This is a genomic window from Actinomadura vinacea, assembly GCF_039532545.1.
GTDB lineage: Bacteria > Actinomycetota > Actinomycetes > Streptosporangiales > Streptosporangiaceae > Spirillospora > Spirillospora vinacea.
In genome coordinates this window covers 33,574-59,881 of sequence record NZ_BAAARW010000046.1, presented here as the reverse complement: position 1 = coordinate 59,881, position 26,308 = coordinate 33,574, and the positions used below count along the sequence as shown (strand labels likewise).

Sequence of the window (26,308 nt, the reverse complement as noted above, 5' to 3'; positions counted from 1 at the left end):
GTGGCTCTCGGGCTGAGGGATGGGGGACTCCCTCCGTAAGGGGGCATTCGGGGCGCCTTGAGGGGCTTCGGCGACGTACGCTGCGAAGCATGAAGGGTCGTCCACTCCGTTATACGCCGCGACGAGACGCCGGATTGCACGCTTATGAGCGCGTCTTGGAGCATGCGGGATTCAGCCCGGTCGCGGGTGTGGACGAGGCGGGCCGCGGTGCCTGCGCGGGGCCGCTGGTGGTGGCGGCGGTGATCCTTCGCGGTGGACGGCGTGGCAGGATCGAGGGGCTCGCCGACTCCAAACTGCTCACGCCGGCGAGGCGGGAGGAACTGTACGGGGAGATCGTGGTGCGGGCGGAGTCCTGGAGCGCGATCGTCATCCCGTGCCATGACATCGACCGGATCGGCGTGCATCGCTGCAACGTCACCGGGATGCGGCGGGCACTGGCGGCGCTGGAGCCGCGGCCCGCGTACGTGCTGAGCGACGGGTTCAGGGTGCCGGGGGTCGGCGTCCCCGCGCTGGCGATGATCAAGGGGGATCAGGTGGCGGCGTGTGTCGCGGCCGCCTCCATCGTGGCCAAGGTGACCCGAGACCGGATCATGGTCGGGTTGAATGAGCGGTATCCGCGGTACGGGTTCGATGTGCACAAGGGGTATGTGACGCGCGAGCATTCGGCGGCGCTGGCCGAACACGGTCCGTGTGCGGAGCACAGGTTCTCCTTCGTCAATGTCGGGCGGGCCTTGCGTAAGAATGGAGAGGTGGCCTTGGAGGAGGAAGCCGGGGGCGCCCTCGCGGAAGAGGTTCCCGGCGACGGCCGGACGGAAGGGGCACGAGCGTGAGCGCCGAGGATCTCGAAAAGTACGAGACCGAGATGGAGCTGCAGCTCTATCGCGAATACCGCGACGTCGTCGGGCTGTTCACCTACGTGGTCGAGACCGAGCGGAGGTTCTACCTCACCAACTCGGTGGACCTCCAGGTGCGCGACACCGAGAACGGCGAGGTCTTCTTCGAGGTCACGATGCAGGACGCCTGGGTCTGGGACATGTACCGGCCGGCTCGTTTCGTGAGGAACGTCCGGGTCGTCACGTTCAAGGACGTCAATGTCGAGGAGCTGGCCAAGAGCGACTTCGAGATGCCCGCCGATCAGTAGTCCCGGGTTTTCGCCGCGCGGGTGAGGCGCCAGCCGTCGGCGGTCCGCTCGATGAAGCCTCCCGCCGACAGGAGCCCCAGTTTGCCGTTCACCGTGAGGAGGTCGATCCCGGCCTTGGCGGCGAGCTGGGCGGGGCCTGCCGCGCCACGCGCGGGAAAGGACTCCAGGACGGCACGGGTGACCTGATCGAGGCGGTCCCGCGGCAGCACCGGTGCGGAGGGACGGGGCGCCAGATCGGTGCCTATCCGGCCAACGACTTCGATCACCTCGTCGCAGCAGGTGACCAGGGTCGCGTCAGGCTCCTCCCGTAGCAGGCGCAGGCATCCCGCGGACGAGCGGGAGTCCACCTGTCCCGGCACCACCATCAGGGAGCGGCCCAGCTTGCGGGCCCAGGCCGCGGTGTTGAGGGCACCGCTGCGACGCTCGGCCTCGACGATCACCGTGCCGCGGGAGAGCGCGGCGATGACCCGGTTCCGGACGAGGAATCGGAGCCGGTGCGGTGGAGTGCCCGGAGGCGACTCGCTGATCAGGAGGTTGCGACGGGCCATCTCCGCGAACAGCCCCTCATTGCCTCCCGGATAAGGGACGTCCACGCCGTTCGCGAACACCGCGATGGTCATGCCGTCGACGGCGAGGGCGCCGCGGTGCGCGGCCGCGTCGATCCCCAGGGCGCCTCCGGACACCACCGTCCAGCCGCGTTCGGCGAGTTCGGCGGCCATCTCGGCGGCCACGCGGAGCCCGTAGGCGGACGCGGCGCGGGAACCGACCAAGGCCACCGAACGCAGGCAGCGGTTGCGGAGGTCGGCCGGGCCGCGCAGCCACAGCGCGTAGGGGCGGGCCGCTTCGAGGTCGTCGAGCGTGGTGGGCCACTCGGGATCACCTGGGCACACCAGGCGGACGCCCAGCTCGTCGCAGATGGCGAGATCCTCCTCTGGAGCGCTCGCCCGCAGCCGGATCCGCCAATGCTCCAGTCTCCGCATCTCGCCCTCCCCGGCGGGCAGGTCGGCGGGGAGCCTGCCGGTGCGGACGACATTGAGAGCGCCGGGCGCCCCCACCTGGTCGATGATGCGGTTGAGGAAGGTGTCGCCGGGTTCGGCGATCCCGCACAGGGCCGCGCGGGCGGCGCGGTCTTCGCCTTGGTTCATGGTCTCCTCCCGGTCCACAGGGCGAGGGCGCCGCCGATGTCGTCCTCCGCGGGTTCGTCACGTCCTGTCAGATCGGCGATGGTCCAGGCGACCCGCAGGATCCGGTCGAGGCCGCGGGCGCTGAGCGAGCCGTTGTGGAGCGCCTCGTCCGCGGCTCGCATCGCCTCCGCCGGAGGCGTGTACAGCCGGCGCAGCTCGGGTCCCGGGATCTCGGAATTGCATCGCCAAGGTGTGTCGGCGAGGCGCTTGAGCGTGCGTTCACGGGCGAGCAGCACGCGTTCGGCGACCACGTGGCTCGGCTCGGCGAACTCCAGGTCGTACCGGAGCTCGGCGCGGCTCGCGGGGGTGAGTTCGAGCTTGAGGTCGATCCGGTCGAGCAGGGGACCGGAGATCCGGCTGAGGTATCTGCGCCGGATGTTGGGGGCGCAGGAACAGTTGATCTGCTTCGCGGCGGCGCACGGGCACGGGTTGGCCGCGAGTACGAGGGTGAACTGGGCGGGGAAGCTGGCCGTCCCCTCCAGGCGGGAGATCCGCACCACCCCCTCTTCCAGGGGCTGGCGGAGCGCGTCCAGGACACCGCCCTGGAATTCGGGAGCCTCGTCCAAGAACAGGATTCCGCCGTGGGCGAGCGATACCGCCCCGGGCTGGAGCAACCGCCCCGAGCCTCCCCCGACCATCGCGGCCTTGGACGCGGTGTGATGCGGCGCGTAGAACGGCGCTCGCGTGATCAGCGGTTGCCCGGACGGCAGCGTGCCCGCCACCGAATGGATGGCCGTGACGTCCAACGCGGCCTCCGGATCCAGAGGCGGGAGGAGTGTCGGCAGCCTTTCGGCGAGCATCGTCTTGCCGCATCCGGGAGGGCCGCTGAAGAAGAGGTGGTGCCCGCCCGCGGCGCTGATCTCCAGGGCCTGCCGGGCCTCGGCCTGCCCCCGCACATCGGCCAGGTCCAGCTCGCCCTGATGGCCGTGCGCGCGCAGGACGAGCCCGTCCGCCGTTCGGCGGGGCGGCGGCCGGTCGTCCACCGGCTCCTCGATCGGAGGCGGCTCGTCCCGCAGCAGGCACAGCAGCCCGCGCAGCGTCCCGGCGGAGATCACCTCCATGTCGGGCACCAGCTCCGCCTCCGCGCTGTTGGCACGAGGGACGACGACCTTGCGGCAGCCGGCGTTGGCGGCCGCCAGCACGGCCGGCAGCACACCGGGGATCGCGCGCAGCCGGCCGTCCAGACCGAGCTCGCCGATCACCACCAGATCGCCGCACGACGGCGGGGGCACGACCTCGGCGGCGGCCATCAGCGCCAAAGCGATGGCCGCATCGAAGATCGAGCCGCGTTTCGGGAGGCTCGCCGGGAAAAGCGAGACGGTGACATGGCGGTTGGGCCAGTCTTCGCCGGAATTGTAGACCGCGGCTCGCACCCGGTCGCGGGCCTCGTTGAGCGCGGCGTCCGGCAGCCCGACAAGGTGCAGCCCCGGGACGCCGCTGGTGATCGCCGCCTCGACGTCGACGACGAAGCCCTCCACCCCGACCAGCGAGACCGAACGCGTTCTGGCGAGGGCCATTCAGCACACCTCCCGGAGATGCTCGATGGTGAAGTCGTCGCGATCGACCACCAGGCCGATCACGTCGACGCCGACATTGGCGCCGGGTACGCCGTGCTCGGCGGCCCACCGCCAGGCCAGCCGCCGTAAACGGATGGCCTTCTGCGGTGTGATCGCCTCCAGCGGATCGCCGAAGTCGGTGGAACTGCGCGTCTTCACCTCGCAGACGACGTGCCGCAGACCGTCGTGGGCGATGATGTCGAGCTCGCCCTCCCGGCAGCGCCAGTTGCGTTCCAGGACCGTCCAGCCCAGCCGGACGAGGTAGTCGGCCGCGGCGCCCTCACCACGCGACCCCAGGCTCTGGTTGGAGTTCATGGACCTCTCACCTCCACCCACGACGCTGCCGAAGTTCGAGGTCGGGCAGTAGTAGAACCTCGTTCTGTGGATAACTTTGTGCGTCTGCGTCGATGCTCAGCGTGATCGGAATGGGGGCGGTCGGAAGGGGGAGAGGCCGCGGCGCAGGCGACTCAGGCGCGGCTCGCGCATGCTGGAACACGCCGATCGCGGCACTGGAAGTCCTCGCCGACCTGGGGTGCCGTGCCGTCGCCGACGCTTACGGGGATGACGCCCCGACTACCGCCGCGCCGTCGCCGACTCCGTATTGCGGGCTGACCCGCCGATGAGTCGTGAGCCACGGCCTGCCCATCGAGTTGAGACCGGGGCACCCCGTGTGTGGTTGCCAGAGGCGTAGCGGCCCACTGTGCGAGGCGCCCGTGGATCTTTCCCGGGCCGTAACGTCGGTGACCGTCCACTCGCACAGTCCGCGAATAGCGACTGGAGGAAAGCGCGGACGGACGCGCCTCGTCCAGCAGCACTCCCTCTTGCTGGGCCCCCTTCTGGCTCACGGAGTCTGTGTCTCTGGTGGAGCCGTGGGGGAGGAGCATTGCGTCCAGTGGTTGTGGTCGTGGAGGCTGGTCCAGGTGATTGGGGGCGTTGTGACCGACCGGCTGGGTGAAGGGCTGGCCGAGGCCCTTGAGGGGTTTCGGAGGCATCTGCGAGCTGAGCGAGACGTTTCGCCCCACACCTTGCGCGCCTATGACGGAGACCTTCGTGATCTGTACCGGTACGCCGCTGAAGTCGGGGTGCGGGAACCCGATGGTCTCGACGTCAACGTGTTGCGGGCCTGGCTGGCTCAACAGCACGCGCGTGGACGATCTCGCGCCACGCTGGGTCGACGTACCGCGGCCGTCCGCGCGTTCACGGCGTACCTTCATCGGCGTGGGCTGATTTCTAAGGATCCGGGGCAGTTGCTGGGGACGCCCAAGCGTCCTCGAGAACTGCCCAGCGTGCTGGCCCAGGACGAGGCCCATCGACTGCTGGACCAGATGGATGCAGAGGGGCCTCTAGGGCTGCGCGACCTGGCCATACTGGAAGTCCTGTACGGCACGGGCGTCCGTGTCAGTGAACTGTGCGGGCTGGACATCGACGACCTGGACGCCGAACGCGCGACCGTTCGGGTGCTCGGCAAGGGGAACAGGGAACGCACCGTGCCCATCGGGGAGCCTGCTACCCGGGCTGTAGGGCACTGGCTGCGCGCCGGTAGGCCGGCACTGGCGGCGGAACAGAGCGGCCCTGCCCTCTTCCTCGGGGCTCGCGGTGGGCGACTCCACCCCACCAGCGCACGCCGAATCGTCCACGCCCGCATCGCCGAGGTGGGCGAGATGTCTGACGTGAGCCCTCACGGACTGCGGCACACCGCGGCCACGCACCTGCTTGAGGGCGGGGCAGATCTGCGTAGTGTGCAGGAAATCCTTGGACATGCGTCCTTGCAGACCACGCAGATCTACACCCATGTGTCGCCCGAACGCCTCAAGCAGGTGCACCGCCAGGCACATCCACGTGGGGCGGACTGAACTCCTCAAATGGAGGACACGCCCTCGCCTGCCGTCCAATTGGCGTGCCCCAAGGCAACGCTGCCTTCCGCCGCGACGCCTCAGCGGCGCGCGAACTGAGCACGGCGGCCACTCCTCGCACCGGCGCGCCGCGGAGCCGATCTGGAGGGGCTTGCCCTCTAGACGCCGGTAGGTGACCGGCGGCTTCCATTCGTGGCCCGCTTCTCGGCCTGGCCGCGTGAGGACTGGCGGGACTGCTCGGTCGGGTGTTCATTTCAGCGGGCCTTTCGTAGGCGGCGTTCTCGGCGTTCTCGGGCCAGGTCGATGACCCCGGGAGGCGGAGGGCGCCGGGTGCGGCCGTATCGCAGCAGGGACATCAGGGTGAAGGCGAACAGCATCCCGGCCAGCGCGCCGCTGCCGGCCGCGGTCGCATCGCGGAGATCCATCAGGGAGGAGGCGGGCGAAGCGCCCTCAGGGGTTGTGGGCAGAGGGTTCGCGGATGGGGGTTTCTCGGTCGAGGCCCCTGGGGGCGGGGCCGTCCAGAGGGGGAGCAGTCGTACTTCCGGACGTACGAGGGCGAGCGGGTCCAGGTAAGCGTGGTCGCGTATGAGACCCCAGTGGAGACAGGGCCTCGAACAATGGGACGACTGCTCCACCGTGCCGATCCGGGAGCCCGCCTGGACGCTGGTGCCCGTTCTCACGTCGGGCCGTACGGGGAGGTAAGTCGTGCGCAGGGCGCCGTGTGTGATAGCGACGATGCCCCGCCCTGCGAGACGGCCCGAGTAGGAGACCTGCCCCGGCCCGGCGGCGAACACGGGCTGGCCGGGCCGGGCGGCGAGATCGACTCCCCGATGACCCGGCCCCCAAGGGAGGGGCGGCGGCGAGAACGCCCGCACGACCTGGGGCATCGGCGGCCCTAACGGCCAGCGCCACGCGTCGGGCTGGGCTGGGATCCAGGCCGGCAGCACGCAGGTGAGAAGGAGTGTGAGCAGCGTCATACGGGCAGTCTGACCGGCCGGCGGGGTCGCGGCCCAGAGGGTCCGCGAACTGTGGATAACCGGCGGATCCGACGTTCCTCGGCGGGCTCCGGGCCCTGATAACCTAGGGGCCGTGCCCGAATGGACACCGGTCAGGGCCTGGCCGTCGCTCGACCGGCCGCCGCGGCCGGCAGAACGAGAAGCCGCTCCATTGCCGAGCGGACAGGTCATGGGCCCAGGTGATGATCCTGGGCCGACGGCCGCGCGCGGCCGAATTCATGCGTCCGCCAGCCACTTGCTTCGCATGGTGGGGCGCGACCCCTCGGTCCGTCATTCCGATGACGGCGGGGTCGTGTCCGGGCGCAGGCAACCAACCAAACGTGGCCCGGTAACGGGCCGGAGAAGGAGAGTACGGGACATGGCACCCGTCGTCACCATGCGGCAGCTGCTCGAGAGCGGCGTTCACTTCGGCCACCAGACCCGCCGGTGGAACCCGAAGATGAAGCGGTTCATCCTGACCGACCGCAACGGCATCTACATCATCGACCTGCAGCAGTCGCTGTCCTACATCGACCGCGCCTACGAGTTCGTCAAGGCGACGGTCGCGCACGGCGGCACGATCCTGTTCGTCGGCACCAAGAAGCAGGCCCAGGAGACCATCTCCGAGCAGGCCACCCGCGTCGGCATGCCGTACGTCAACCAGCGCTGGCTGGGCGGCATGCTCACCAACTTCTCGACCGTGCACAAGCGGCTCACCCGGCTCAAGGAGCTGGAGGAGATCAACTACGACGATGTCGCCGGCTCCGGCATGACCAAGAAGGAGCTCCTGGGGCTGCGCCGCGAGAAGGACAAGCTGGAGCGCACCCTCGGCGGTATCCGCGACATGGCCAAGGTGCCCAGCGCCGTCTGGATCGTGGACACCAAGAAGGAGCACATCGCGGTCAACGAGGCCAAGAAGCTCGGCATCCCGGTCGTGGCGATCCTCGACACCAACTGCGACCCGGACGAGGTCGACTACCCGATCCCGGGCAACGACGACGCCATTCGCAGCGTCAGCCTGCTGACGCGCGTGGTCGCCGACTCGGTCGCCGACGGCCTCATCGCCCGTGCCGGCGCCGCCACCGGCGGCGAGGAGAAGCCGGCCGAGGGCGGCGCGGCCGCCGCGGAGCCGCTGGCCGAGTGGGAGCGCGACCTGCTGGAGAAGAAGGAGCAGGCCGGCGCCGAGGCCGCCGAGGCCGCCAAGCCCGCTGAGGACGCGGCCCCCGCCGAAGGCGCGGCCCCCGCCGAGGACGCGGCCGCCGCGCCGGAGGCCGGTGCCGAGGAGACCACCGAGGCCGAGGCGCCCACCGAGGTCAAGGAGGACCAGGCCGAGCTGGGGAGCGCCGGGCAGAGCTGACGGCGGGTTCCCGGGGCGCCGTCAGAGCGCCCCGGGAACCGTTCCGGACGGTCGGCTCCCCCGGATGCGGCCGCCGGCGCCGATCCCGGCTCCGGAACGGAGCAGGCGACCCGGTCAGGCAGCGGCCCGGCCCCGGCCGGCACGGCCGGCACGGCCGGCCCCGGTCTGGTCCGGAGCTCCGAGACCGCGACCCATTTCTTCCATCTCCACCAGACGTTCACCACCACAGAGACGAAGAGAGCGATGGCGAACTTCACCGCCGCTGACGTCAAGCGGCTCCGCGAGCTGACCGGCTCCGGCATGATGGCCTGTAAGAACGCGCTGACCGAGGCCGAGGGCGACTTCGACAAGGCGGTCGAGCTGCTGCGCCTCAAGGGCGCCAAGGACGTGGGCAAGCGCGCCGAGCGCACCGCCGGCAACGGCCTGGTCGCCGAGCACTTCGCCGGCGAGGGCGACCGCGCGATCCTCGAACTCAACTGCGAGACCGACTTCGTCGCCAAGAACGAGCAGTTCATCGAGCTGGCCGACCGGCTGGTCAAGTTCGCGGCCTCCACCGGCGCCGCCGACGCGCCGGCCCTGCTGTCCGCCGAGATCGAGCCGGGCAAGACCGTCCAGGCCCTGATCGAGGAGAACAGCGCCAAGATCGGCGAGAAGCTGGAGCTGCGCCGCTTCGCCCACTTCACCGGCGAGTACGTGGCCAGCTACCTGCACAAGTCCGACCCGTCGCTGCCGCCGACCACCGGCGTGCTGGTCGAGCTCGACACCAAGAACGCCGAGGTCGCCAAGGACATCGCGCAGCAGATCGCGGCGATGGCCCCCAAGTACCTCAACCGCGACGAGATCCCCGCCGAGGCGATCGAGAAGGAGCGGGCACTGGCCGAGCAGCTGACCCGCGACGAGGGCAAGCCCGAGCAGGCCATCCCGAAGATCGTCGAGGGCCGCGTCAACGCCTACTTCCGTGACTTCGTCCTGCTGGAGCAGGCCTTCGTCAAGGACAACAAGAAGACGATCGCCAAGGTGCTGGACGGGGCGGGCGTGAAGGTCGTCCGCTTCGCCCGCTTCAAGGTCGGCCAGGCCTGAGTCGCGGCCGGGCCTGAAACCGGTCAGGTCTGATCACGGCAGGGCCAGGTGCACAGGATCGCGGGGCCGGTCTCATGATCGGCCCCACCTGGCCCGTTCGGGCCCTCCCGCCCCGGGCACCGGCCCTCTGGACGGGCCTTCACCGGTCAGCGACGACCATCGGCTCTCGCCCGGCGCGGCGTCCCCTTCGCGGCGTCCACCTCGCCTCATGGCCCCGTTCCGTCGAACGGGGCCTTTCGGTGAGCGGGACGATCGCCGCGGATCCGGGCGGGGTCGACGATTTCCGGTCGGCGATCTCCGCCAGGGCGTAGGGTCTAGGCACCGGGGACGAGTGGCCGGGCTCACACCGGGCAGGGTGCAAGGAGACGGTTCGGCCGCGATCCGCCGGGTCCGGCTCGGGGGAGTGCCGGGCGCAGACCGCGCTGTCGCGAAGGCCATGAAGGCGCGGGCGGAACGCCATCCGGTGTCTCGGCGCTCGGCCCGATTCGGGGCTGCCGGATTCGGGCGATACCGTCGAACAAGGGCCGTGCCCGAGAGAAATACCAGTTGAGAGGGCATCCTGGAGACAGGGCCCGACGAGTCACAGACGCCGTAACGAGGAGGCCGCCGACGTGCCGGAGCCAACCACCAGCGACCCGAAGGCGGCCTCGTCGCCGGTGCCGTACGAGCAGAGCGCCGACCCGGGGCATCACGGCCAGAGCGGACCGCGTTCCGGGAACGCGCCCCGCCTCGGCTGGAAACGGGTGCTGCTGAAGCTCTCCGGCGAGGCGTTCGCCGGACGCGACCCGCTGGGCATCGATCCCGAGGTCGTGCAGCACGTCGCGGAGGCCGTCGCCGAGGCGGTGCGCGACGGCGTCCAGGTCGCGGTGGTCTGCGGCGGCGGCAACATGTTCCGCGGCGCCGCCCTGGCCGAGCGCGGCATGGACCGCGGCCGCGGCGACTACATGGGCATGATCGGCACGGTGATCAACTGCCTGGCGCTGCAGGACTTCCTGGAGAAGCTCGGCCTCGACACCCGGGTGCAGACCGCGATCACCATGAGCCAGGTGGCCGAGCCGTACATCCCGCGGCGGGCCATCCGGCACCTGGAGAAGGGGCGAGTGGTGATCTTCGGTGCCGGGCTGGGCCAGCCCTTCTTCTCCACCGACACCACCGCCGCCCAGCGCGCCCTGGAGATCGGCGCCGAGGCCGTGCTGAAGGCCACTCAGGTGGACGGGGTGTACGACGCGGACCCCCGTAAGAATTCGGACGCGGTGAAGTTCGACCGTTTGGATTACGGTGAGGTTCTACAAAGAGGGCTGAAGGTCATGGACGCCACGGCCATCAGCCTCTGCATGGACAACGCGCTGCCCATCGTGGTCTTCGACCTCATGGGCCAGGGCAACATCGTCCGGGCCGTCCGGGGTGAGAAGATCGGCACGCTGGTCAGTCCGGCGGACAGCTGATCCGCTCGGCCGCGGTACGGACCGGCACGGACAAGGGCCGACCTGATGACATGGGAGTCGAAGTGATCGACGAGACCCTCCTCGAGGCCGAGGAGAAGATGGAGAAGGCGGTCGCGGTCGCCAAGGAGGACTTCCAGGCCATCCGCACCGGCCGGGTCACCCCCGCCATGTTCAACAAGATCACCGCGGAGTACTACGGGACGCCGACGCCGATCAACCAGCTGGCGTCGTTCACCCTGCCCGAGCCGCGGATGGTCATCGTCCAGGTCTTCGACAAGTCGTCCATGCAGGCGGTGGAGAAGGCCATCCGCGACAGCGACCTAGGCGTGAACCCCACTAACGACGGCAACGTCATCCGGGTCGTCTTCCCCGAACTGTCGGAGGAGCGCCGGAAGGAGTTCATCAAGGTCGCCGGGGGCAAGGCCGAGGACAGCCGGATCTCCATCCGCAACGTCCGGCGGCGGGCCAAGGAGACCCTGGACAAGCTGGCCAAGGACGGCGACGCCGGCGAGGACGAGGTCCGGCGCGCCGAGAAGGAGCTCGACGACACGACGCACCGTTACGTCGCGCAGATCGACGAGCTCCTCGAGCACAAGAAGGCCGAACTGCTCGAGGTTTGATGAGACTCGACAGAACCGGGGAGCCCGCGGGCTCCCCGGGTGAGCCGCAGGCTCCAGGCCCCGCTCCGGTCGGGGCGGCCGAGCCCGGCCTGCCCCCCATGCCGCCTGCCGCGGGTCCCGAGAACACCGCGTCGGGCACCGTTTCCGGAGCCGTGGAGACCGCACCGGCCGTCGAGGACGCGCAGGGCGGCGGCGTCGCCGCCGCGGTGCCGCCGGACGACGTCTCGCGCCGTCCCGAGCCGGAGCGTGCACGCGAGCGGCCCGAGGCGCTCGAGGCGCCCGAGCAGGAGGCGGAGGAGCCCGTGGAGGGCGGTGCACGACCTGCGGAGGCGCAGAAGGGGCGGAAGCGGGGGAAGGGCGGCGCGGCTTCCCCGCAGGGCTCCCGTGAGTCTCCCGAAGAGGCTCAGCGGCGCCGTGAGGCGGAGGAAGAGCCGGCGTCGGGCCCGAGCGCCGCTCCGACACGCTCATCCGCTCCTGAGGGGGCTTCCGGCTCGGCGGGAGCGGAAGAGGGCACGGAGGCCGGCGGTGCCGAGCAGGCCGCCGCGTCAGAGGCGACTCGCGGGCCTGAGACGTCCGCCGAGGAGGCGGTCGGAGCCGCCGGGCCGGACGGGGCCGAGGTCGGCACTTCCGAAGCGGCCGGGGGAGCCGAAGGCGGCAGCGGAACAGAACAGGTTGAAGAGCCCAAAGGGACCACTGGGGCCAGTGCGGCGGACGGTGCCAGTGGAGGCGAAGGGGCCGAGGGGAACGCCATGGCTGAACCCCCCAAGAAGCGCTCTGGCCGCAACCTGCCGATCGCCGTCAGCGTTGGCCTGGGGCTCGGAGGGCTCGTCCTGGCGTCCCTGTACTACGTCAAGGAACTTTTCCTGGCCGTCATGGTGGTCTTCCTCGTTCTCGGTCTGAACGAGCTGGCGGGGGCGTTCAAGACCCGGGACATCCGGGTCCCGGTCCAGCCGCTCGGTGTCGGGCTGGTGGCGGCCCCGGTCGTCGCTTACGCCTGGGGGCCGGAGGCGCTGGTCGCCGCGCTGGCGCTGATCGTCCTGACCGTGCTGGTGTGGCGGATGGCCGACGGCCCCGCCGACGGGTACGTACGGGACGTCACCGCGGCCGTGTTCGTCACCGGCTACCTGATCCTCATGGGCGGGATCGTGGCGCTGCTGATGGCGCCCGACGACGGCGACAGCCGCATCGTCATCTTCATTTCGGTGACGGTGGCCAGCGACATCGGCGGTTTCTTCGCGGGAACGTTCTTCGGCCGGCACAAGCTGGCGCCGTCCATCAGCCCCAAGAAGACCTGGGAGGGCGTCACCGGGTCCGCGCTGGCCTGCATGCTGGTCGGCGCCTGGCTGATGTGGTGGCTGCTGGACGACGGCACGGTGTGGCACGGCGTGCTGATCGGCGCCACCGCCGTGTTCACCGCCACTGTCGGGGATCTCATCGAGTCGATGCTCAAGCGCGATCTCGGCATCAAGGACATGGGGTCCCTGCTTCCCGAACACGGCGGGGTCATGGACCGCCTCGACTCCCTGCTCGCCACCGCCCCCGTGGTGTGGCTGCTGCTGGAGCTGTTCGTCCCCTCCACATAGGCGACCGGCCCGGCATCAAGCCGCCGCCCTTGGCGACCTCCTAGAAGCCGGTCGCGCGATGGGGTGAATACGGCTCGCGCCCAGCGTCTGAGGCCCGCGAGCGCATCGGTGCGGCGATGCCTTGGGGCATGCCGTAAAGAAGCGTGGGCGTGCGGCGGTAAGGCTCCAGAGAGGCGCGAGGGTCAGGAGATGACCCAGGAGCGGTTCTGCTGGGCGAGACGGCGCACCAGGGCGTCCGAGCCCTCGCTCTTGGCGTAGCGGTGTTCCTCGTCCGTTATGGGCACCAGCCAAAGCCAGCGCACCGGGTCACCCTCGGTGGAGAGCCCGGTAAGGCCAGGGGCGACCGGCCCCGCCAACCGGCTCGGGTCGTCCAGCAGCAGGACGCCCTCCCAGGAGGTCTCTCCCGTGTTGAGGGGGAAGGTGTGGGCCTCGTGGTACCACTTGACCACGTCACCGGCTGCGAACCATGTCACAACGCGCCACGGGTATTGGGCGAGCCAGGGAAAGATGCTTCCGGCCCGTTGGCTCGGCAGGGACGTGGCCACGGCGAGTTCGATACGGCTGTAGGGAGATACGTCGTCCTCGTACAACTCCACGGTGGGCATGCGCTGGCGGCTCATGCCCACCGTGCTCAGGACGGTGTACTCGCGGTCGCCGCTAACGGGCCGTTCGGTAACGCCCACTGTGGGACGGACGCCGGTGTTGCCGCCAGGGAGCTGGCGCCCCACGTCGTGCCAGTAGTGCCCTCCTGGGCCCAAGCGCTGCAGCAGGTGGCCCAATACCGACTGCTGGAAATCGGCCCAGGATCCTTCCGCCTCGCAGATCTTCCAGTGATCCCGGGCACGGTCGATGCGTGGGCCGAATTCCTCGATCTCGTCGTCCAGAGGGAACGCGAAGGGGCTCTGGCCTGTCACGTCCCGGCTGTAACCGGGGATCCCACGGCTCATGTCGGACCACCCAGGGATGACGAAGAGCGGCTCACCCTCCTCTAGGACGGCCACCCCGTCCCCTTCCTCGAACCAGACGACCTCTAGCGCGTCGGCCTTCAGCTGGGGGCGTCCCTCAGGATGAAGCACATGGGACGCGGGGAGCATGGGCGTCTGGCCGTCGTCCAGCCGGGTCTCGTCCACGGCGGCGGGCACGGCACCATGGTTGGTGATCCAGACGGCGCCGACGACCGTGTCCCGGGAGTCCTTGAGGTACGCCGCGCTGACGATCCCGTCGGTCTCGACGACGAGCAGGCGGCTCCCGTAGGGGCTGGCCTCGGTGCGCACGACCGTCACGGCCGGGCCCTTGCCCGCGGCGGAGCCCCTTCGCAATACCGACATGATCGAGACCTTACAGCTTGTCCCGGAGCCGCGATGGCGTGTTCGCCCGCCCTTCCGGACCTGGCCGGTAAGGCGTCACTTGTGGCATTCGTACGGTGACCGCGGTATGCCTCCTCGTGCCGTCCGGCAGCGGGTCCCGAACGGATGGCGACCGAGGCATCCCGGAGGGTTTGCCACACTGGGAGGACCATGTCTTCAACCACGAATTCGCGTCCCGTCGACGGTTCCACCGGCACGCCTGCAGCCGCCGACGGGTCGCCCGCCGGCTCCGAGGGCGCGAAGACTCCGCCGAAGCTGGTATTCGCCGCGCCGCGTCGCGCCAAGCCGCCCAGGCACCTCGCCGACCTGACCACCGCGGAGCGCCGTGCGGCCGTGGCCGAGCTGGGAGAGAAGCCGTTCCGGGCCGACCAGCTCTCCCGCCACTACTTCGCACGCCTGGCCGACGACCCGGCACAGATGACCGACCTCCCGGCCGCGATCCGCGAACGCCTGGTGGCCGACCTGCTGCCGCCGCTGCTCACCCCGGTCCGCGAGCTGGACTGCGACGGTGGCACGACGCTGAAGACGGTCTGGAAGGCATTCGACGGCGTGCTGTTCGAGTCGGTCCTGATGCGCTACCCCGACCGGGCCACGATGTGCGTGTCCTCGCAGGCGGGCTGCGGCATGAACTGCCCGTTCTGCGCCACCGGCCAGGCCGGTCTGACCCGCAACCTGTCCACCGCCGAGATCGTCGAGCAGGTCGCGGCCGGGGCGCGTGCGCTGGCGCGCGGACGCATCCCCGGCGGCCCTGGACGCGTCTCCAACATCGTGTTCATGGGCATGGGCGAGCCGCTGGCCAACTACAAGACCGTGCTCGGCGCGGTACGCCGGATCACCGATCCGGCCCCGGCCGGCCTGGGCATCTCGCAGCGCTCGGTCACCGTCTCCACGGTGGGCCTCGTCCCGGCGATCGAGAAGCTGGCCGCCGAGGACCTCTCGGTGCGCCTGGCCGTGTCGCTGCACGCCCCCGACGACGAGCTGCGCGACGAGCTCGTCCCGATCAACAACCGCTGGAAGGTCGCCGAGGTCCTCGACGCGGCCTGGGCGTACGCCGACCGCAGCGGCCGCCGCATCTCGATCGAGTATGCGCTGATCAAGGACGTCAACGATCAGTCATGGCGGGCCGATCTTCTGGGCAGGCTCTTGCGCGGCCACCTCGTACACGTCAATCTGATCCCGTTGAACCCTACGCCGGGGTCCAGGTGGACCGCGTCCCGGCCGCAGGACGAGCGGGAGTTCGTCCGCCGGCTGGAGGCCCACGGGGTGCCGGTCACGGTTCGCGATACTCGGGGGAGGGAGATCGACGGCGCCTGCGGTCAGCTGGCCGCCGCCGCCAAGGATTGAGCGAGCCGTCGGCCGCGGGGGCTGGAGCGGAGGAACCGGTGAAGACGGACACGCGCCTGCCGGTGGCGCTGCGCGGATATGACCGTGCGCAGGTCGACGCCCTGCTCGAACGGGTCACGGCGACGCTCCGTTACGGCCGCTGGGGCCTGACCGCCGATGATGTGCGCAGGACCCGTTTCGACATCGTGCTGCGCGGCTACGAGCAGCACGCCGTGGACGAGCTGCTGCAGGAGGCCATCCGCGAACTGCAGTCGGCGGCGCCGATCGGTGAACGTCCCGGACGCCCCCGAGTGCACCCCGGCTGGCTGATCAGCTGGATCCAGAACGCGCGGTTCTCCGGCGCCGGGGTGCGGGCCGGCTATGACGTCCGCGACGTCGACGCCTTCCTGGACCGCGTCATCGCAGGCCTGCGCGGGGTGGCGCCCCGGTTGAGCGCCCGCGATGTACGGGACAGCGCCTTCCGCACCGTACGCCTGGGGCCCGGCTACGACGAGACCGAGGTCGACCGCTTCCTGGTGCAACTGGCCGACGCTCTGGAACAGCGCTGAATCCCGATGAGCACTTGAGACGAAAGAAACGCTTCCGCGGCTCGGCCCCATGGCGTGTTCGTGTGGGACGGTCGCCGGGTCAGCGGCTCTGAAGGCCAAGATCAAAATGGCGGAAGTGTTGGCTGGGGGATTGTGAATCCGCTGGCGTGCCGGTGCACTGCGGTCTGAGGTCAAAACGCCGCCAATGGGTTCCCGGTGCTCGGGCCTCGTTGGTCTCGTAATGATTCGCTCGTCGGCTCGGTCATGCCGTTGCGTAACTGCCTGATCTGGGTGGCTGGTCCCCACACAATCCCCACGGCAGGGGGGAAGGGGCTCCCCTGGGCGGAAGCTGAAACCGGCATCTAGCTGGGCGAACGGCACTGGTCCGAAGTAGGCGACACCGGGCCGGGAAGTTGCTTGAGTTATCCACAGATCTTGATAGGGGCTGGCGTGCGGCGGCTTGGCGGGGAACGCTAAGTGACATGGATCACTTCGAGGCGCAGCGTCAGCGGCTGCGCTCCCTGTTCGGTGTCTTCTTCGCTCCCGAGGTCACCGGAGCGCTGCTCCCGCTGGCCAGGCCTGCCGTGCGACTCGGTGTCGATGGCGAGGCGACGGTCCGGCTGGGAGGGGCTCCGTCGCTGCCGCTCGGCGAGCCCTGGCCGACCTGGCGGGATCGTCCCCTCGACTTCCTCGGCTCGGTCGACTTCGCCCAGCTGCCCCAAGTCCCCGACCTCCCCGACAAGGGCACGGTCGCGTTCTACTACGCCAGCGATCTGCCCCGTCCATGGGGAGACGACCAGGGGCAGCGCGACGCCTGGCGCGTCTTGAGCGGTGACCTCCAAATCGTCGAGCCTCCGTCCGGTGCCTTGACCTTCCCGGAATGCTCCCTGCAAGCGGCGCCGTTCCTGTCTCTGCCCGCACCCCAGGAGCCGCTGCTCCAACGGCTCGAAGGCATCTACAGCGGTGTCCTGTCCGTGTACGAGCAACTCCACGTGGCCTGGCAGCAATACATATGGCCGGACGACGCCCCGGCGCACCAACTGGGCGGCTGGCCGGCTCTCGTCCAACGTTCAGTCGCTCCCGACTGCCACTACGCCTCGACGGGCCGGGATCCTGAGTCCGAGCCGCTCTCCCCAGAGGAGACCGCCGCCCTCGTCGACGACTGGCGCCTTCTGTTGCAACTCGACTCCGACCAGCGCCTGGGCTGGCACTGGGGCGAGCCCGGTCGCGTCTACTTCTGCACCTGCCAGGACGACCCCGTGGAGACCGCCTGGCTGACCCTTCAAGCCACATAGCGTCGTCACTCGTCCGCGCGATCCGCCCCGCGCCACCAGCGGTCGGCCTCCGCCCCGTGAGTGCTGAGCGTGGTGGGACCGACTGCGCTGCGGGCGGCGCCCTGCGGATCGGTCACGGGCGGTTGCGTGCGACGGCCAGGTAGCCCACTCCGACGACCATGATCCACAGGACCAGTCGCAGGGCGATGCCCGGAAAGGAGGCGGTGAACGCGGACGGCCCGGCGTGCGCTGCCCGTAGCCAATCGACCATGGGAACGGCGACCCAGGAGAGGGGGCTGAGACTGAGCAGCAGGGCGGCGACGACTCCGCCGATCAGCGCAAGCAGCGAGATCCCCGTGTCTGCGATGATCGCGCGGCTCGTCCAGGCGCCCAGGACCGTGGCCGCCAGAGCGACCAGGAGGGACAGTCCGACACCCATCAGGGGCGCGGCCGTTCCCGCGCCGGCTCCGTAGGCCTGGAGCATCGGTACCGCGAGCACCAGGGCACCGAGCCCGACGTTGACCGAGTATGCGGCGAGCACACCTGCGACCGCCTGTGAGTGACCCGCCAGCACCAGCGACGCGCGGCGGCGGGCGCTCCAACCCGGTTTCCCGGGTGCGGCGCGATCTGCCGCTACGGCCGCGCCGCTGGGGCGTCCCGTGTGGGCGCCGCCGCGTGAGCGGATTTCGCCCATGGGTAGATCGGTGGCCACCGGCTGTGACCGGTCACGGCCGCCGTCGGGGCGGCCGCCCGGGTGGCCGTCGGCCGGGGCCGTACCGGCGTCGGCGGCTCCGACTGAATCGTCCGGCACCGAGCCGCCGGTCCCTGGGAGTGGCTGTGCGTCGGCCGCCGGTGATGTGCGGCTTTTGTCCTTGGGTCTTTCTGCGGGGGCGGGGCCGCTGGGCCGTGCGTTGGTCGCGTTCGGGGACGCAGGTTCTGGTGGTGTGTTGAAGCCTGGGTGATTCGCGTTGGGGGCCGCTGCGGCGCGTGCCGAGGTCCCGCGACGGCGTGCGTGGTGTGAGCGGGGAACCGGCGGGTTCGAACGGACCGCGAGGGCGGATAGGGAGCGCTGCTCGTCCGGCTGGGTGTCCAGAAGTGCTCTGGCCGTCCAGGCCCACACGGGGAACATGAACGCCGCCAGGTCGCCCAGCGTCCCCACGGCGAGCTTGGCGCCATCGCCCGAGCCCTGCAGGACCACGAGGGACAGGAGGAACACCACGATCAAGGGCTGCAACGCGCGCAGCGACCGTACGTACCCCGCCACCTGGAAGCGGACGAGTGCGATCATCGCCTGGGCTCTCGTACTTCGAACCCCTCTGCTCGCAACCGCTCGACCGCCTTGTCCACCTCATCGGCCGGCACGACCACCTCCACGACCATCCACCGGTCACTGACGTGCGGGTCTGTCGCCTGGGGTGGCCTTTGGGCGTGTTGCGGTGGGCCGGGCTGGTTCGGCTGTGCCAGGCCACCGGCGGGTGCGGAGCTGCCCGGCTGAAGATGGAGATCGCCTCCAGGGGCTGCAGGAGGAGACGGCGGCGCTTGATCGTCGGGAGGCGTGTCCGCCGACGGCGTGGTTCGCTCTTCCGGGCGAGTTCCATCGGCTGCCTGCGCGGCGGTCGAGGTGCCTGAGTCGCGCTCGGGACCGGCTGTCCCGGCTTGTGTGTCGCTCGTGTGTCGTTGATGCGGGTCGGCGGTGTGGCGCGTGCGGCCTGCGGGCGGGAGGTCAGGTTTGGAGCCGATCGTTTCGGGCGCCAGATCGGTTGCATGCATGTCTTGACCGGTCGGTGCCGGAGGCCGCGGTCGATCTTCCTGGAGCGCGCCGCCTTTGCGGGGCGCCGGCCTGGTCGGCGCTGAGGCGTCATCGAAGGGGACGACGACGGCGGTGTGGTCGGCGATGTGGACTCGGGTGACGCCCTGGAGAGGCTCCAGACAGCGCTGATGATCGCTGACCACGACCGTTGCGCCGTCGGCGGCGAGCTCGGAGATCAAGGCGGGAAGGGAGTCGCGCGTCGCGGCGTCCAGCCCGGCGAAGGGCTCGTCCAGGATGAGCAGGTCGGGCGAGGCGAGCAGGGCCTGGGCGATGCCCACCTTCTGAGCGCTGCCCTTGGAGAGTTCGTGGAGACGGGTGTCCAGAAGGTGGCCGAAGGCGAGACGATCAGCCCAGGTGTTGATCGAGGTGACCGGCGCTTTCTGCATCGCGGCCATGTGAGTCAGGTAGCCGCGCACCGTGAACGGTTGCTCGGTCGGAAAGCGCTCGGGAGCGTAGCCCACGCTGCTCGGACGTCCGATGACGGAGCCGCGGCGTGGGTTGCGCAGGCCGGCCACCAGGCGCAGGAAGGTGGACTTGCCCGCCCCATTGCGTCCGGTCACTTCGGCCACTTGGCCTGGCGCGAGTGTCAGAGTGACGTCTCGCAGTACCCACGGCGCGCGCCGGTAGTAGCGGAAGGACACGCTCTCCAGTCGCACAAGCACCGGAATGTAGCGGCCCGGCGGTAAGCACGCTGTAAGCCAAGCTTCAGGCAGGTGCGGCCACGGGGTGGGCAGGGTGGGACAATGCCGCGCATGAGCGACTCGGCGTCCGGCAAGGGATGCGTCTTCTGCGAGATCGTCAAGGGTGAGCGGTCGGCGCACATCGTCCTGGACGCCGCAGACGCGGTGGCGTTCCTGGACGCTCGGCCGCTGTTCAAGGGGCACACGCTGCTGGTTCCGCGCGAGCACTACGAGACGCTGTCCGATCTCCCCGAAGAAATGCTCGGGCCGTTCTTCGGGCACGCGCAGCGGCTGGCGGCGGCGATGGAGACCACCCTGGGGGCGACGGGCTCGTTCGTGGCCATGAACAATCGCGTCAGCCAGAGCGTGCCGCATCTTCACGTGCACGTCGTGCCGCGTAACCGCAAGGACGGACTGCGCGGCTTCTTCTGGCCGCGACACAAGTACGCCTCGGACGAGGAGGCCGCAGACTACGCCGAACGCCTCCGCACGGCCCTCTGACCTCGTACATGGCGTGCGGGCGCGCAGTGGACGCTCCGGCATCGCGGCGGGTGCGGTTCCGCCCGTTGTCCGTGGCGGTGCATTTGCCGGCTGATCGTGCGCGCGACGCCGTCGAACGGTGTGGGCTCGCCTGGCCGTCCGGGGGCTCGCCTTTGTCTGGCGGCGGGCCCACCTTCAGCTTCGGCGCCCGGGTCACTCAGGTACTCAAAGCCCAGGACGTGATTCGGGACATGGTTCCGCTGGGACTGCGATTCCCCGAACTGGGGTGGAGAGCGCCTCGCCGAGTGTGCTGGAAGCTGGGGGCTGTGAATACATGTTGGCTGGCTGTGCGCGTGGTGTCTGCGGACGCTGTGGGCGTCGCATTTGCTGCTTCGGGGATGTGGTGGCCTCGGGGTTTCGCCCCGATGGGCTTTGGTGACCGGCGGCGTGAGGCCTGAGCGCCGCCAGCGAGTGCGGGGACGGGGCAGGTGAGCGGCGTAAATGCAGGATGATGTTGCCGCTGACCAGCGGTATGTCGGTGGCATTTGGCAAGTGATGTGTCCGGAGCTTGTCAGGGACTTGCGGGTGAATACGGGAACGTGGGTGTGCAGTGGCGGACTGTATCTTTGTCGCTGCTGTTGGTTGCGTGAGTTGTGGGGCACTTGGTGAGGGTGCGTTGAGCGTGGCGTGGTTCTTGGACGTGCGTAGGCACGCTCTCCTGGGGCTCTGCTTAGTGCGGGACGCGTTCCCAGGGGAGCGAGCAAGGGAGCGCGCCCGGTGCGGTGGCTCCGGGCGGTCGTCCAGGGTCAGTCTGGCCAGCCCAGGACGGTCACCACGGCGACGTAGGGATCGGCTGCGGACTTGGGCGGCCCCGTACCGCCGTTCGTCTGCGCGGGCCGATTTGCCTCCGCCTGGACGGCGGCGTGCTCGTATAGGTCACGTTCGGCCCTGTCCAGGGCTGCTGACAGTACGTATTGCGGGACCGTCCAGCCCACCAGGTCGGCCGCTTTGCGGATCACGAGGATCTGGTCCTCGGTGGTCCGGAGCTCGATGCGATCGACGGGTTGGGAGGCGGGAAGGTCCTGGCGAACCGACTCAGACATGGCCGGTCTCCTTCCTTGCAGCATTCAAAAGTACGCCCAGCCAAGCGGAACAGCATCCCCATTAAGAACGAGAATTTTGCGCGTTTGGGGAACGAGGCCGGACATTCGACGCTGAGAGAGGGGTTGGGAACAGGGAGTTCGCGTCCGGTCGGGGGCGGGTGCCGGGAGAAGGACGTGCCGGCCCGGAGGCCGTTCCTGGACGTCAGTGGCATCGTCCCTAGTACGGGCAGGGTTTCTGCGGTAGAGAGGACCGCGGTCGGGGCTGTAGGACGGGCGGGAGGGATGGTCGGTAATGGCTTTGATCGTGACCTCGGGTTCGACGAAGCTTTCCGTGGAATCGGCACGGGGGATGGCATGGATCCGGCTGAGCGTGGCTTTCGGTTCCGATAGGTGAGTGGGGCGAGGGTTGCGTGCAAGTTTCTTCTCCAGTTGCAGGGCGACGTGGTTTGGGTAGGGACGTCGTGCTGCGGCTGCTTCGCGCGGTGAACGTCAGGATGCCCGTGTGAGCGCCGTCCAAGCCGCTTTCGCGGATGCGGAGCCCGTTCCCGTCTGGGCGGCGGATCCGGCCCGGCCGGAGGCGGGTCCTGCCTTGACCGGTTCGCAGGCCTGTGACCTTGCGGTCGTGGGCGGCGGTTACAGCGGCCTGTGGGCGGCCCTGCGGGCCAAAGAGCGGGACCCGTCTCTGGACGTCGTCCTGGTGGAGGCAGGCCAGGTCGGCGCTGCGGCGTCCGGGCGCAACGGAGGGTTCTGTGCGGCCAGCCTGACCCATGGCGTGCTGAACGGGATGGCGCGCTGGCCCGGCGATATGTACGAGCTGGAACGCCTGGGGTGGGAGAACCTCGGTGCGATAGGGGAGACCCTGGTCCGCTATGGCATCGATGCCGAGTGGGAGGTCACGGGGCGGTTGTCGGTCGCCACGGAGGAATGGCAGCTGCCGGACCTGGCCGAGGAGGCGGAGGTGGCCTTCGAACTCGGCTGGCAGCCCATGACGCTGAGCGCGGAAGCCGTACGTGCGGAGGTCGGCTCGCCCACCTATGTCGGTGGGCTCTGGGACCGGGAGGGAACGGCCATGCTGCACCCCGCCAAGCTGGCCTGGGGCCTGGCGGAGGCATGTCGTTCCTTGGGAGTCCGCATCTTTGAGAGCACACGGGTCTTGGACGTCGCTCCGCCCTCCCCGAGCCTTTTCCGCCTTAGCACGTCGCATGGTTCTCTTACGGCACACCGTGTCGTCCTGGGGACGGGCCCGTTTCCGCCCCTGCTCAAGCGGCATCGCCGTTACATGGTTCCCGTGTACGACTACGCGATGGCCACCGAGCCGCTGTCGGCCGCACAACTCGATTCCCTTGGGTGGCGGCATCGGCAAGGGGTGAGCGACCACGCCAACCAGTTCCACTACTACCGGCTCACCGCTGATAACAGGATCGTGTGGGGCGGGCACGATGCGGTGTATCACTTCGGTAGCCGCATACGCCCAGGGCTGGAGTGGCGGGATGCCACGTTCACGGCCCTGGCGCAGAACTTCTTCACAACGTTCCCTCAGTTGGAGGGGCTCCGCTTCACCCATGCGTGGGGAGGGGTCGTGGATTCCTCGACCCGCCTGTGCGCCTTCTTCGGATCCGCGCACGAGGGGCGTCTCGCGTACGCGGCGGGCTACACAGGTCTGGGAGTGGGGGCGACCCGCTTCGGCGCCGACGTGATGCTCGACCTCATTGGGGTGCCCCAGGCGGACCCGTCCCGCGCACGTCTGGGCATGGTCGGCTCCAAGCCGTTCCCGTTTCCGCCGGAACCGTTGCGCTATGGCGCGATTGAGTTGACGCGCCGTGGAATGGCACGGGCCGACCGCAATGAGGGCCGCCGGGGTTTGTGGCTGCGCGCGCTGGATCGCTACGGTCTGGGTTTCACCGCCTGACCGCACCCAATGGGTCGGAATGCAAAATCGCCTGTGGGTGGATGATGCCGTCTTGACGGCTGTTCTTCAGCGAGGAAAGCCGCTCCGCCGCGGCGCGTCGTCCGCGCCGCGCGCTGTGCTGGGGTCGCCCATGTTGAAGTGGGACGAGGTTCGCCAGTACCGCAGTGCCACGGCATGACTGGTTGGCCCTTGCGGTACTGAAGATCAGTTTCAATGGCTGTAAGAAAACCACGGCGAATCGCAATTAATGCGGCGGCCGCCTTGATAGAACTCCGAACGGTTTCGGCGGGTACATGGTGCGGCGCGGGGATCTCGGTGAGTCGACGGCCGCCTGGCAGCGGATCTCCGCCGCGGGGAGCGGCTCGGCGAGTTCGTCTACACGAACCAGGACGGGGTCTACGCGGTGCTGCGCAAGCTCTGAGCGCCGATGACGGTCAAGGGTGCGGGGCCACGCCGCAGAGGAACGACGACTCGCTGAGCGTCTCGGGCGTGACCCGTACGCCGGTCAGGTGCTCGGCCAGCGCGAACGCGGCGGCGACCGAGGACGCGGGGTCGCCGCCGTCGATGTCGAACCCGGCCGTCCGCATGGCCTCCAGCGGCTCGTCGGGGGCCTGGCCTTCGCGGTGGCCGGGGGACGGCGGCTGGAACGTCAACCGGACTTCGCCGTCCTCCAGCCAGTAGAAGCGGTCGATGGCGTTGATGTCGGAGAAGTGCGACACCAGCCGGGTGCCCGCCGACAGCGGGACGATCGCCTCCTCGGTGACGCCGAGGCGGCCGTTCGGCTCCACCGCCAGCGCCCATCTCCGCGGCGGTCCCGTGCCCGCCGTTCCGGTGCCCGTCTGGACGTCCTCGATCAGGGTCACGGCGATGAGCTGCTCGGCGGCGGGGAGGTCGAGGGCGGGCAGCCGTTCGATGCCGGTGACGTGCGGGCCGTTGGTGCGGGCGCCGAGCCGGGCCAGCACCTGCGGCGGGCTCAGCCCGCGGACCAGCGTCAGGCAGTACGCCTCGGCCAGATCGGGGAAACGCTCTTCGAACCAGGCGTAATCAGCAGCGGTCGCGGCCATGACCGGATGCTGCCAGATATCACTGACATTCATGCGTCGATCCGGAAAGCGGGGTTCCGCCGGAAGTGCGAAGGCCGCCTGGAGTCCAGGACGATGTTGCGACACGGACTTCATTTTGGCGCGGGCGTCGCTGGAGGCGTCTATAGTCCCGTGCATGTCGGAAGATCGGGACGTCTGGGACGAGCTGCTCCCGGCGGGGTTTCTGCACGGGCTGCGCGAGGCGCATCTGGAGGCGACGCTGGCGGTGTTCGGGTCGCTGAGCCGCGGTGCCGGGTTCAAGGACCGGTCGTACGGCTACACCTCCTACGACGTGCTGGAGAGCCAGATCAACCGGGTCTTCGAGGGCGACCCGGCGGTGGCCCGAGACAACCTGAACAACTCGCCGGGATGGCGGCGCGGGCGCTATCGCGTGCTGCTCAAGCGGCACGAGTTCGGCGCCGTCCGGGGCATCCGCTGGGACCGCGACAGCGCGACCAAGCAGCTGGTGGCCCGGCAGGGCTTCGACGGTGACCCGCAGCTGGCGCTCGACTTCGGCGATGGCCTGGCGTGCGACACGTCGGAGACGGTGACGCTGGTCCTCGCCCACAGTGCCAGCGAGGAGCCGCTGGAGCTGGAGCTGTTCCTGGGCAGGCCGCGGCTGAACGAGGGCGGCGGCGACCCCTGGCACTGGCTGCTGGAGCTGTCCGGCGACGCGCTCGGCCCCGACCCGCGGCGCCGTCCCGCCGAGCGGACCCTCCCGCTCTGGACCGACGGCGCGGCCGATGCCGACACCGTGGACGTGCCCATGCGCCTGCGCGGCCGACCGCTCGACGAAAAGGCGCAATGAGCGACCGCACCGCCGACCGTGTGGCTGAGGCCCGGCTGCTGTTCGACTGCGAGCGGCTGACGCTGGCCCGCCGCCTGCGCGGGCTGCGCAAGAACCAGCTGGCCCAGGCGGTCGGGACGACCCCGACCGCGATCGGCCAGTACGAGGCGGGCGTGCACAGGCCCGCGGAGAAGACGCTGTCCCGGCTGGCGATCGCGCTGGGCGTCCCGGTGGAGTTCTTCCACGCCGGGCGCAGTCCGGTGACGCTCGACTCGGCGCACGCGCACTTCCGCTCGCTGCGTTCCACCACCCAGATCGAACGCGACCAGGCGCTGGCGTACGGCAGGATCGCCACCGACATCGCCGGGGCGCTGGAGGACCTGGTGGAGTTCCCGGCGGCCGAGCTGCCCGAGCATCCCGTCCAGCCCGACGAGATCGCCGGGCCGGGCCCGGTGGAGGCGGCTCGGCTGGCGCGCAAGGCGCTGCTGAGCGGCGAGGACGGTCCCGTCCCGCACATGGTGCGGCTGCTGGAGGGCTGCGGTGTGATCGTGCTGATCCTGCCGCCGTCGACGGAGCGGGTGGACGCGTTCAGCATCGGCGCGCACCCGCGGCCGATGGTGATGTTCAACCCGGCCAAGGGCGACTACTGGCGCAACCGGTTCGACGGCGCCCACGAGCTCGGCCACCTGGTGATGCACGCCGACGCCGAGCCCGGCAGCAAGGTCATCGAGGATCAGGCGCACCGGTTCGCCGCCGAGTTCCTGATGCCGGAGACCGGCATCGCGGGGGAGCTGCCCGCCACCGCCGACTGGTCGCGGCTAGCCGCGCTCAAGGCGTCCTGGGGGGTGAGCATGGCGGCGCTGCTCTTCCGCGCCCGCACGCTCGGCATCATGAAGGAGAGCACCTACCGCAACGCGATGAGCGTCATGGCCGCGCGCGGCTGGCGGCGCCAGGAGCCGGGCCCGGCCAAGCCCCTCGAAGGCCCCACGATGCTGACCAGGGCCGTCGAGCTCACTGCGGTGTCGGGCATCGACCGCGACGCGCTCGCCGACCGGGCCCGCGTCACCCGGGCCGACCTCGACCTGCTGGTCCCGGTCCGGGCCCGCCCGGCCCTGGACGGCTGACGCCGCG

At 69.9% G+C, this 26,308-nt stretch carries 24 protein-coding genes and 1 pseudogene; 15 read left to right on the top strand and 10 right to left on the bottom strand.

Going from position 1 to position 26,308, the window contains the following annotated elements; translation table 11 throughout:
• The first annotated feature begins 89 nt into the window (after positions 1–89).
• Both ABD340_RS45445 and ABD340_RS45440 read left to right on the top strand, forming a co-directional pair.
• Positions 90–830 carry a ribonuclease HII gene (locus ABD340_RS45445; RefSeq protein ID WP_344598105.1) on the top strand — a complete coding sequence of 247 codons (741 nt, stop codon included), beginning with the start codon at positions 90–92 and terminating at the stop codon, positions 828–830.
• Complete coding sequence (locus tag ABD340_RS45440) at positions 827–1,141, top strand: DUF2469 domain-containing protein (RefSeq protein ID WP_344598103.1); 315 nt, start codon at positions 827–829, stop codon at positions 1,139–1,141. The genes ABD340_RS45445 and ABD340_RS45440 overlap by 4 nt, the downstream gene beginning before the upstream one ends.
• On the opposite strand, the gene dprA is transcribed toward ABD340_RS45440, so the two are convergent.
• Genes dprA through ABD340_RS45425 form a run of 3 tightly spaced genes read right to left on the bottom strand, consistent with a single transcriptional unit; the run spans position 1,135 to position 4,196 of the window.
• Entirely contained in the window at positions 1,135–2,286 is a 1,152-nt protein-coding gene (dprA, locus tag ABD340_RS45435) for a DNA-processing protein DprA (protein ID WP_344598102.1), read from the bottom strand. The genes ABD340_RS45440 and dprA overlap by 7 nt on opposite strands.
• Entirely contained in the window at positions 2,283–3,842 is a 1,560-nt protein-coding gene (locus tag ABD340_RS45430; RefSeq protein WP_344598101.1) for a YifB family Mg chelatase-like AAA ATPase, read from the bottom strand. The genes dprA and ABD340_RS45430 overlap by 4 nt, the downstream gene beginning before the upstream one ends.
• The gene (locus ABD340_RS45425; protein WP_344598099.1) at positions 3,843–4,196 is read right to left on the bottom strand and encodes a YraN family protein; all 354 of its coding nucleotides are present in this window, start codon (positions 4,194–4,196) and stop codon (positions 3,843–3,845) included. It abuts the gene before it with no gap.
• 620 nt (positions 4,197–4,816) lie between these two features.
• Here ABD340_RS45425 and ABD340_RS45420 point away from each other — a divergent pair.
• A complete protein-coding gene (locus ABD340_RS45420; protein ID WP_344598097.1) occupies positions 4,817–5,734 on the top strand; it encodes a tyrosine recombinase XerC in 918 nt (305 codons plus the stop codon).
• Between the two features lie 254 nt (positions 5,735–5,988).
• Here the strand turns inward: ABD340_RS45420 and ABD340_RS45415 are convergent, their stop codons facing one another.
• Positions 5,989–6,159 carry a hypothetical protein gene (locus tag ABD340_RS45415; RefSeq protein ID WP_344598096.1) on the bottom strand — a complete coding sequence of 57 codons (171 nt, stop codon included), beginning with the start codon at positions 6,157–6,159 and terminating at the stop codon, positions 5,989–5,991.
• Positions 6,160–6,306: 147 nt separating this feature from the next.
• A pseudogene (locus ABD340_RS48270) lies at positions 6,307–6,621 on the bottom strand (murein hydrolase activator EnvC family protein); the annotation flags it as partial.
• Between the two features lie 487 nt (positions 6,622–7,108).
• On the opposite strand from ABD340_RS48270, the gene rpsB reads away from it, so the two are divergent.
• The 5 genes from rpsB to ABD340_RS45390 all read left to right on the top strand — a co-directional run bounded on the left by rpsB (position 7,109) and on the right by ABD340_RS45390 (position 12,814).
• Positions 7,109–8,086 carry a 30S ribosomal protein S2 gene (gene rpsB, locus ABD340_RS45410; RefSeq protein ID WP_344598094.1) on the top strand — a complete coding sequence of 326 codons (978 nt, stop codon included), beginning with the start codon at positions 7,109–7,111 and terminating at the stop codon, positions 8,084–8,086.
• Between the two features lie 243 nt (positions 8,087–8,329).
• Positions 8,330–9,166, top strand: coding sequence for a translation elongation factor Ts (gene tsf, locus ABD340_RS45405; protein ID WP_344598092.1), 837 nt, complete (start codon positions 8,330–8,332; stop codon positions 9,164–9,166).
• A gap of 611 nt (positions 9,167–9,777) precedes the next feature.
• Positions 9,778–10,611: a UMP kinase gene (gene pyrH / locus ABD340_RS45400; protein WP_425547545.1), complete on the top strand. Its 834-nt coding sequence runs from the start codon at positions 9,778–9,780 to the stop codon at positions 10,609–10,611.
• A gap of 62 nt (positions 10,612–10,673) precedes the next feature.
• Positions 10,674–11,231, top strand: a complete 558-nt coding sequence (gene frr, locus ABD340_RS45395; RefSeq protein ID WP_344598191.1) for a ribosome recycling factor — start codon at positions 10,674–10,676, stop codon at positions 11,229–11,231.
• Entirely contained in the window at positions 11,231–12,814 is a 1,584-nt protein-coding gene (locus ABD340_RS45390; RefSeq protein WP_344598090.1) for a phosphatidate cytidylyltransferase, read from the top strand. The genes frr and ABD340_RS45390 overlap by 1 nt, the downstream gene beginning before the upstream one ends.
• Before the next feature lie 182 nt (positions 12,815–12,996).
• Here ABD340_RS45390 and ABD340_RS45385 read toward each other — a convergent pair whose 3' ends face one another.
• Complete coding sequence (locus ABD340_RS45385) at positions 12,997–14,142, bottom strand: suppressor of fused domain protein (RefSeq protein ID WP_344598088.1); 1,146 nt, start codon at positions 14,140–14,142, stop codon at positions 12,997–12,999.
• A gap of 189 nt (positions 14,143–14,331) precedes the next feature.
• On the opposite strand from ABD340_RS45385, the gene rlmN reads away from it, so the two are divergent.
• The 3 genes from rlmN to ABD340_RS45370 all read left to right on the top strand — a co-directional run bounded on the left by rlmN (position 14,332) and on the right by ABD340_RS45370 (position 17,347).
• Positions 14,332–15,525 (top strand): dual-specificity RNA methyltransferase RlmN, encoded by a 1,194-nt coding sequence (rlmN, locus tag ABD340_RS45380; RefSeq protein WP_344598086.1) that lies wholly within the window; start codon positions 14,332–14,334, stop codon positions 15,523–15,525.
• A 38-nt stretch (positions 15,526–15,563) separates the two neighbouring features.
• The gene (locus ABD340_RS45375) at positions 15,564–16,073 is read left to right on the top strand and encodes a DivIVA domain-containing protein (protein WP_344598084.1); all 510 of its coding nucleotides are present in this window, start codon (positions 15,564–15,566) and stop codon (positions 16,071–16,073) included.
• 461 nt (positions 16,074–16,534) lie between these two features.
• Positions 16,535–17,347, top strand: a complete 813-nt coding sequence (locus ABD340_RS45370) for a YwqG family protein (RefSeq protein ID WP_344598082.1) — start codon at positions 16,535–16,537, stop codon at positions 17,345–17,347.
• A gap of 112 nt (positions 17,348–17,459) precedes the next feature.
• Here the strand turns inward: ABD340_RS45370 and ABD340_RS45365 are convergent, their stop codons facing one another.
• Both ABD340_RS45365 and ABD340_RS45360 read right to left on the bottom strand, forming a co-directional pair.
• Positions 17,460–18,614, bottom strand: coding sequence for a hypothetical protein (locus ABD340_RS45365; protein ID WP_344598081.1), 1,155 nt, complete (start codon positions 18,612–18,614; stop codon positions 17,460–17,462).
• Complete coding sequence (locus ABD340_RS45360) at positions 18,611–19,792, bottom strand: ATP-binding cassette domain-containing protein (protein ID WP_344598080.1); 1,182 nt, start codon at positions 19,790–19,792, stop codon at positions 18,611–18,613. Before ABD340_RS45360 ends, ABD340_RS45365 begins: the two co-directional genes overlap by 4 nt.
• 96 nt (positions 19,793–19,888) lie before the next feature.
• Between ABD340_RS45360 and ABD340_RS45355 the strand changes: the two genes are divergently transcribed.
• Positions 19,889–20,317: an HIT family protein gene (locus ABD340_RS45355; protein ID WP_344598078.1), complete on the top strand. Its 429-nt coding sequence runs from the start codon at positions 19,889–19,891 to the stop codon at positions 20,315–20,317.
• Between the two features lie 785 nt (positions 20,318–21,102).
• Here ABD340_RS45355 and ABD340_RS45350 read toward each other — a convergent pair.
• Positions 21,103–21,399: a type II toxin-antitoxin system TacA family antitoxin gene (locus tag ABD340_RS45350; RefSeq protein WP_344598077.1), complete on the bottom strand. Its 297-nt coding sequence runs from the start codon at positions 21,397–21,399 to the stop codon at positions 21,103–21,105.
• A gap of 502 nt (positions 21,400–21,901) precedes the next feature.
• Between ABD340_RS45350 and ABD340_RS45345 the strand changes: the two genes are divergently transcribed.
• Positions 21,902–23,308, top strand: a complete 1,407-nt coding sequence (locus ABD340_RS45345) for an NAD(P)/FAD-dependent oxidoreductase (protein WP_344598075.1) — start codon at positions 21,902–21,904, stop codon at positions 23,306–23,308.
• Between the two features lie 434 nt (positions 23,309–23,742).
• Here ABD340_RS45345 and ABD340_RS45340 read toward each other — a convergent pair whose 3' ends face one another.
• The gene (locus ABD340_RS45340) at positions 23,743–24,405 is read right to left on the bottom strand and encodes a DUF6461 domain-containing protein (RefSeq protein WP_344598073.1); all 663 of its coding nucleotides are present in this window, start codon (positions 24,403–24,405) and stop codon (positions 23,743–23,745) included.
• Between the two features lie 121 nt (positions 24,406–24,526).
• On the opposite strand from ABD340_RS45340, the gene ABD340_RS45335 reads away from it, so the two are divergent.
• Positions 24,527–25,198, top strand: coding sequence for a hypothetical protein (locus ABD340_RS45335; protein ID WP_344598071.1), 672 nt, complete (start codon positions 24,527–24,529; stop codon positions 25,196–25,198).
• Positions 25,195–26,301: an ImmA/IrrE family metallo-endopeptidase gene (locus tag ABD340_RS45330; protein WP_344598069.1), complete on the top strand. Its 1,107-nt coding sequence runs from the start codon at positions 25,195–25,197 to the stop codon at positions 26,299–26,301. Before ABD340_RS45335 ends, ABD340_RS45330 begins: the two co-directional genes overlap by 4 nt.
• Positions 26,302–26,308 lie beyond the last annotated feature (7 nt).

Bases quoted from the DNA above. Each gene is read 5' to 3' on its own strand.
- tsf (WP_344598092.1), top strand. From the start codon at position 8,330: ATGGCGAACTTCACCGCCGCTGACGTCAAGCGGCTCCGCGAGCTGACC.
- ABD340_RS45445 (WP_344598105.1), top strand. From the start codon at position 90: ATGAAGGGTCGTCCACTCCGTTATACGCCGCGACGAGACGCCGGATTG.
- dprA (WP_344598102.1), bottom strand. From the start codon at position 2,286: ATGAACCAAGGCGAAGACCGCGCCGCCCGCGCGGCCCTGTGCGGGATC.
- ABD340_RS45390 (WP_344598090.1), top strand. From the start codon at position 11,231: ATGAGACTCGACAGAACCGGGGAGCCCGCGGGCTCCCCGGGTGAGCCG.
- ABD340_RS45430 (WP_344598101.1), bottom strand. From the start codon at position 3,842: ATGGCCCTCGCCAGAACGCGTTCGGTCTCGCTGGTCGGGGTGGAGGGC.
- ABD340_RS45340 (WP_344598073.1), bottom strand. From the start codon at position 24,405: ATGAATGTCAGTGATATCTGGCAGCATCCGGTCATGGCCGCGACCGCT.
- rpsB (WP_344598094.1), top strand. From the start codon at position 7,109: ATGGCACCCGTCGTCACCATGCGGCAGCTGCTCGAGAGCGGCGTTCAC.
- ABD340_RS45365 (WP_344598081.1), bottom strand. From the start codon at position 18,614: ATGATCGCACTCGTCCGCTTCCAGGTGGCGGGGTACGTACGGTCGCTG.
- ABD340_RS45370 (WP_344598082.1), top strand. From the start codon at position 16,535: ATGGATCACTTCGAGGCGCAGCGTCAGCGGCTGCGCTCCCTGTTCGGT.
- ABD340_RS45385 (WP_344598088.1), bottom strand. From the start codon at position 14,142: ATGTCGGTATTGCGAAGGGGCTCCGCCGCGGGCAAGGGCCCGGCCGTG.
- ABD340_RS45425 (WP_344598099.1), bottom strand. From the start codon at position 4,196: ATGAACTCCAACCAGAGCCTGGGGTCGCGTGGTGAGGGCGCCGCGGCC.
- ABD340_RS45415 (WP_344598096.1), bottom strand. From the start codon at position 6,159: ATGGATCTCCGCGATGCGACCGCGGCCGGCAGCGGCGCGCTGGCCGGG.
- ABD340_RS45330 (WP_344598069.1), top strand. From the start codon at position 25,195: ATGAGCGACCGCACCGCCGACCGTGTGGCTGAGGCCCGGCTGCTGTTC.
- ABD340_RS45350 (WP_344598077.1), bottom strand. From the start codon at position 21,399: ATGTCTGAGTCGGTTCGCCAGGACCTTCCCGCCTCCCAACCCGTCGAT.
- ABD340_RS45355 (WP_344598078.1), top strand. From the start codon at position 19,889: ATGAGCGACTCGGCGTCCGGCAAGGGATGCGTCTTCTGCGAGATCGTC.
- ABD340_RS45335 (WP_344598071.1), top strand. From the start codon at position 24,527: ATGTCGGAAGATCGGGACGTCTGGGACGAGCTGCTCCCGGCGGGGTTT.
- rlmN (WP_344598086.1), top strand. From the start codon at position 14,332: ATGTCTTCAACCACGAATTCGCGTCCCGTCGACGGTTCCACCGGCACG.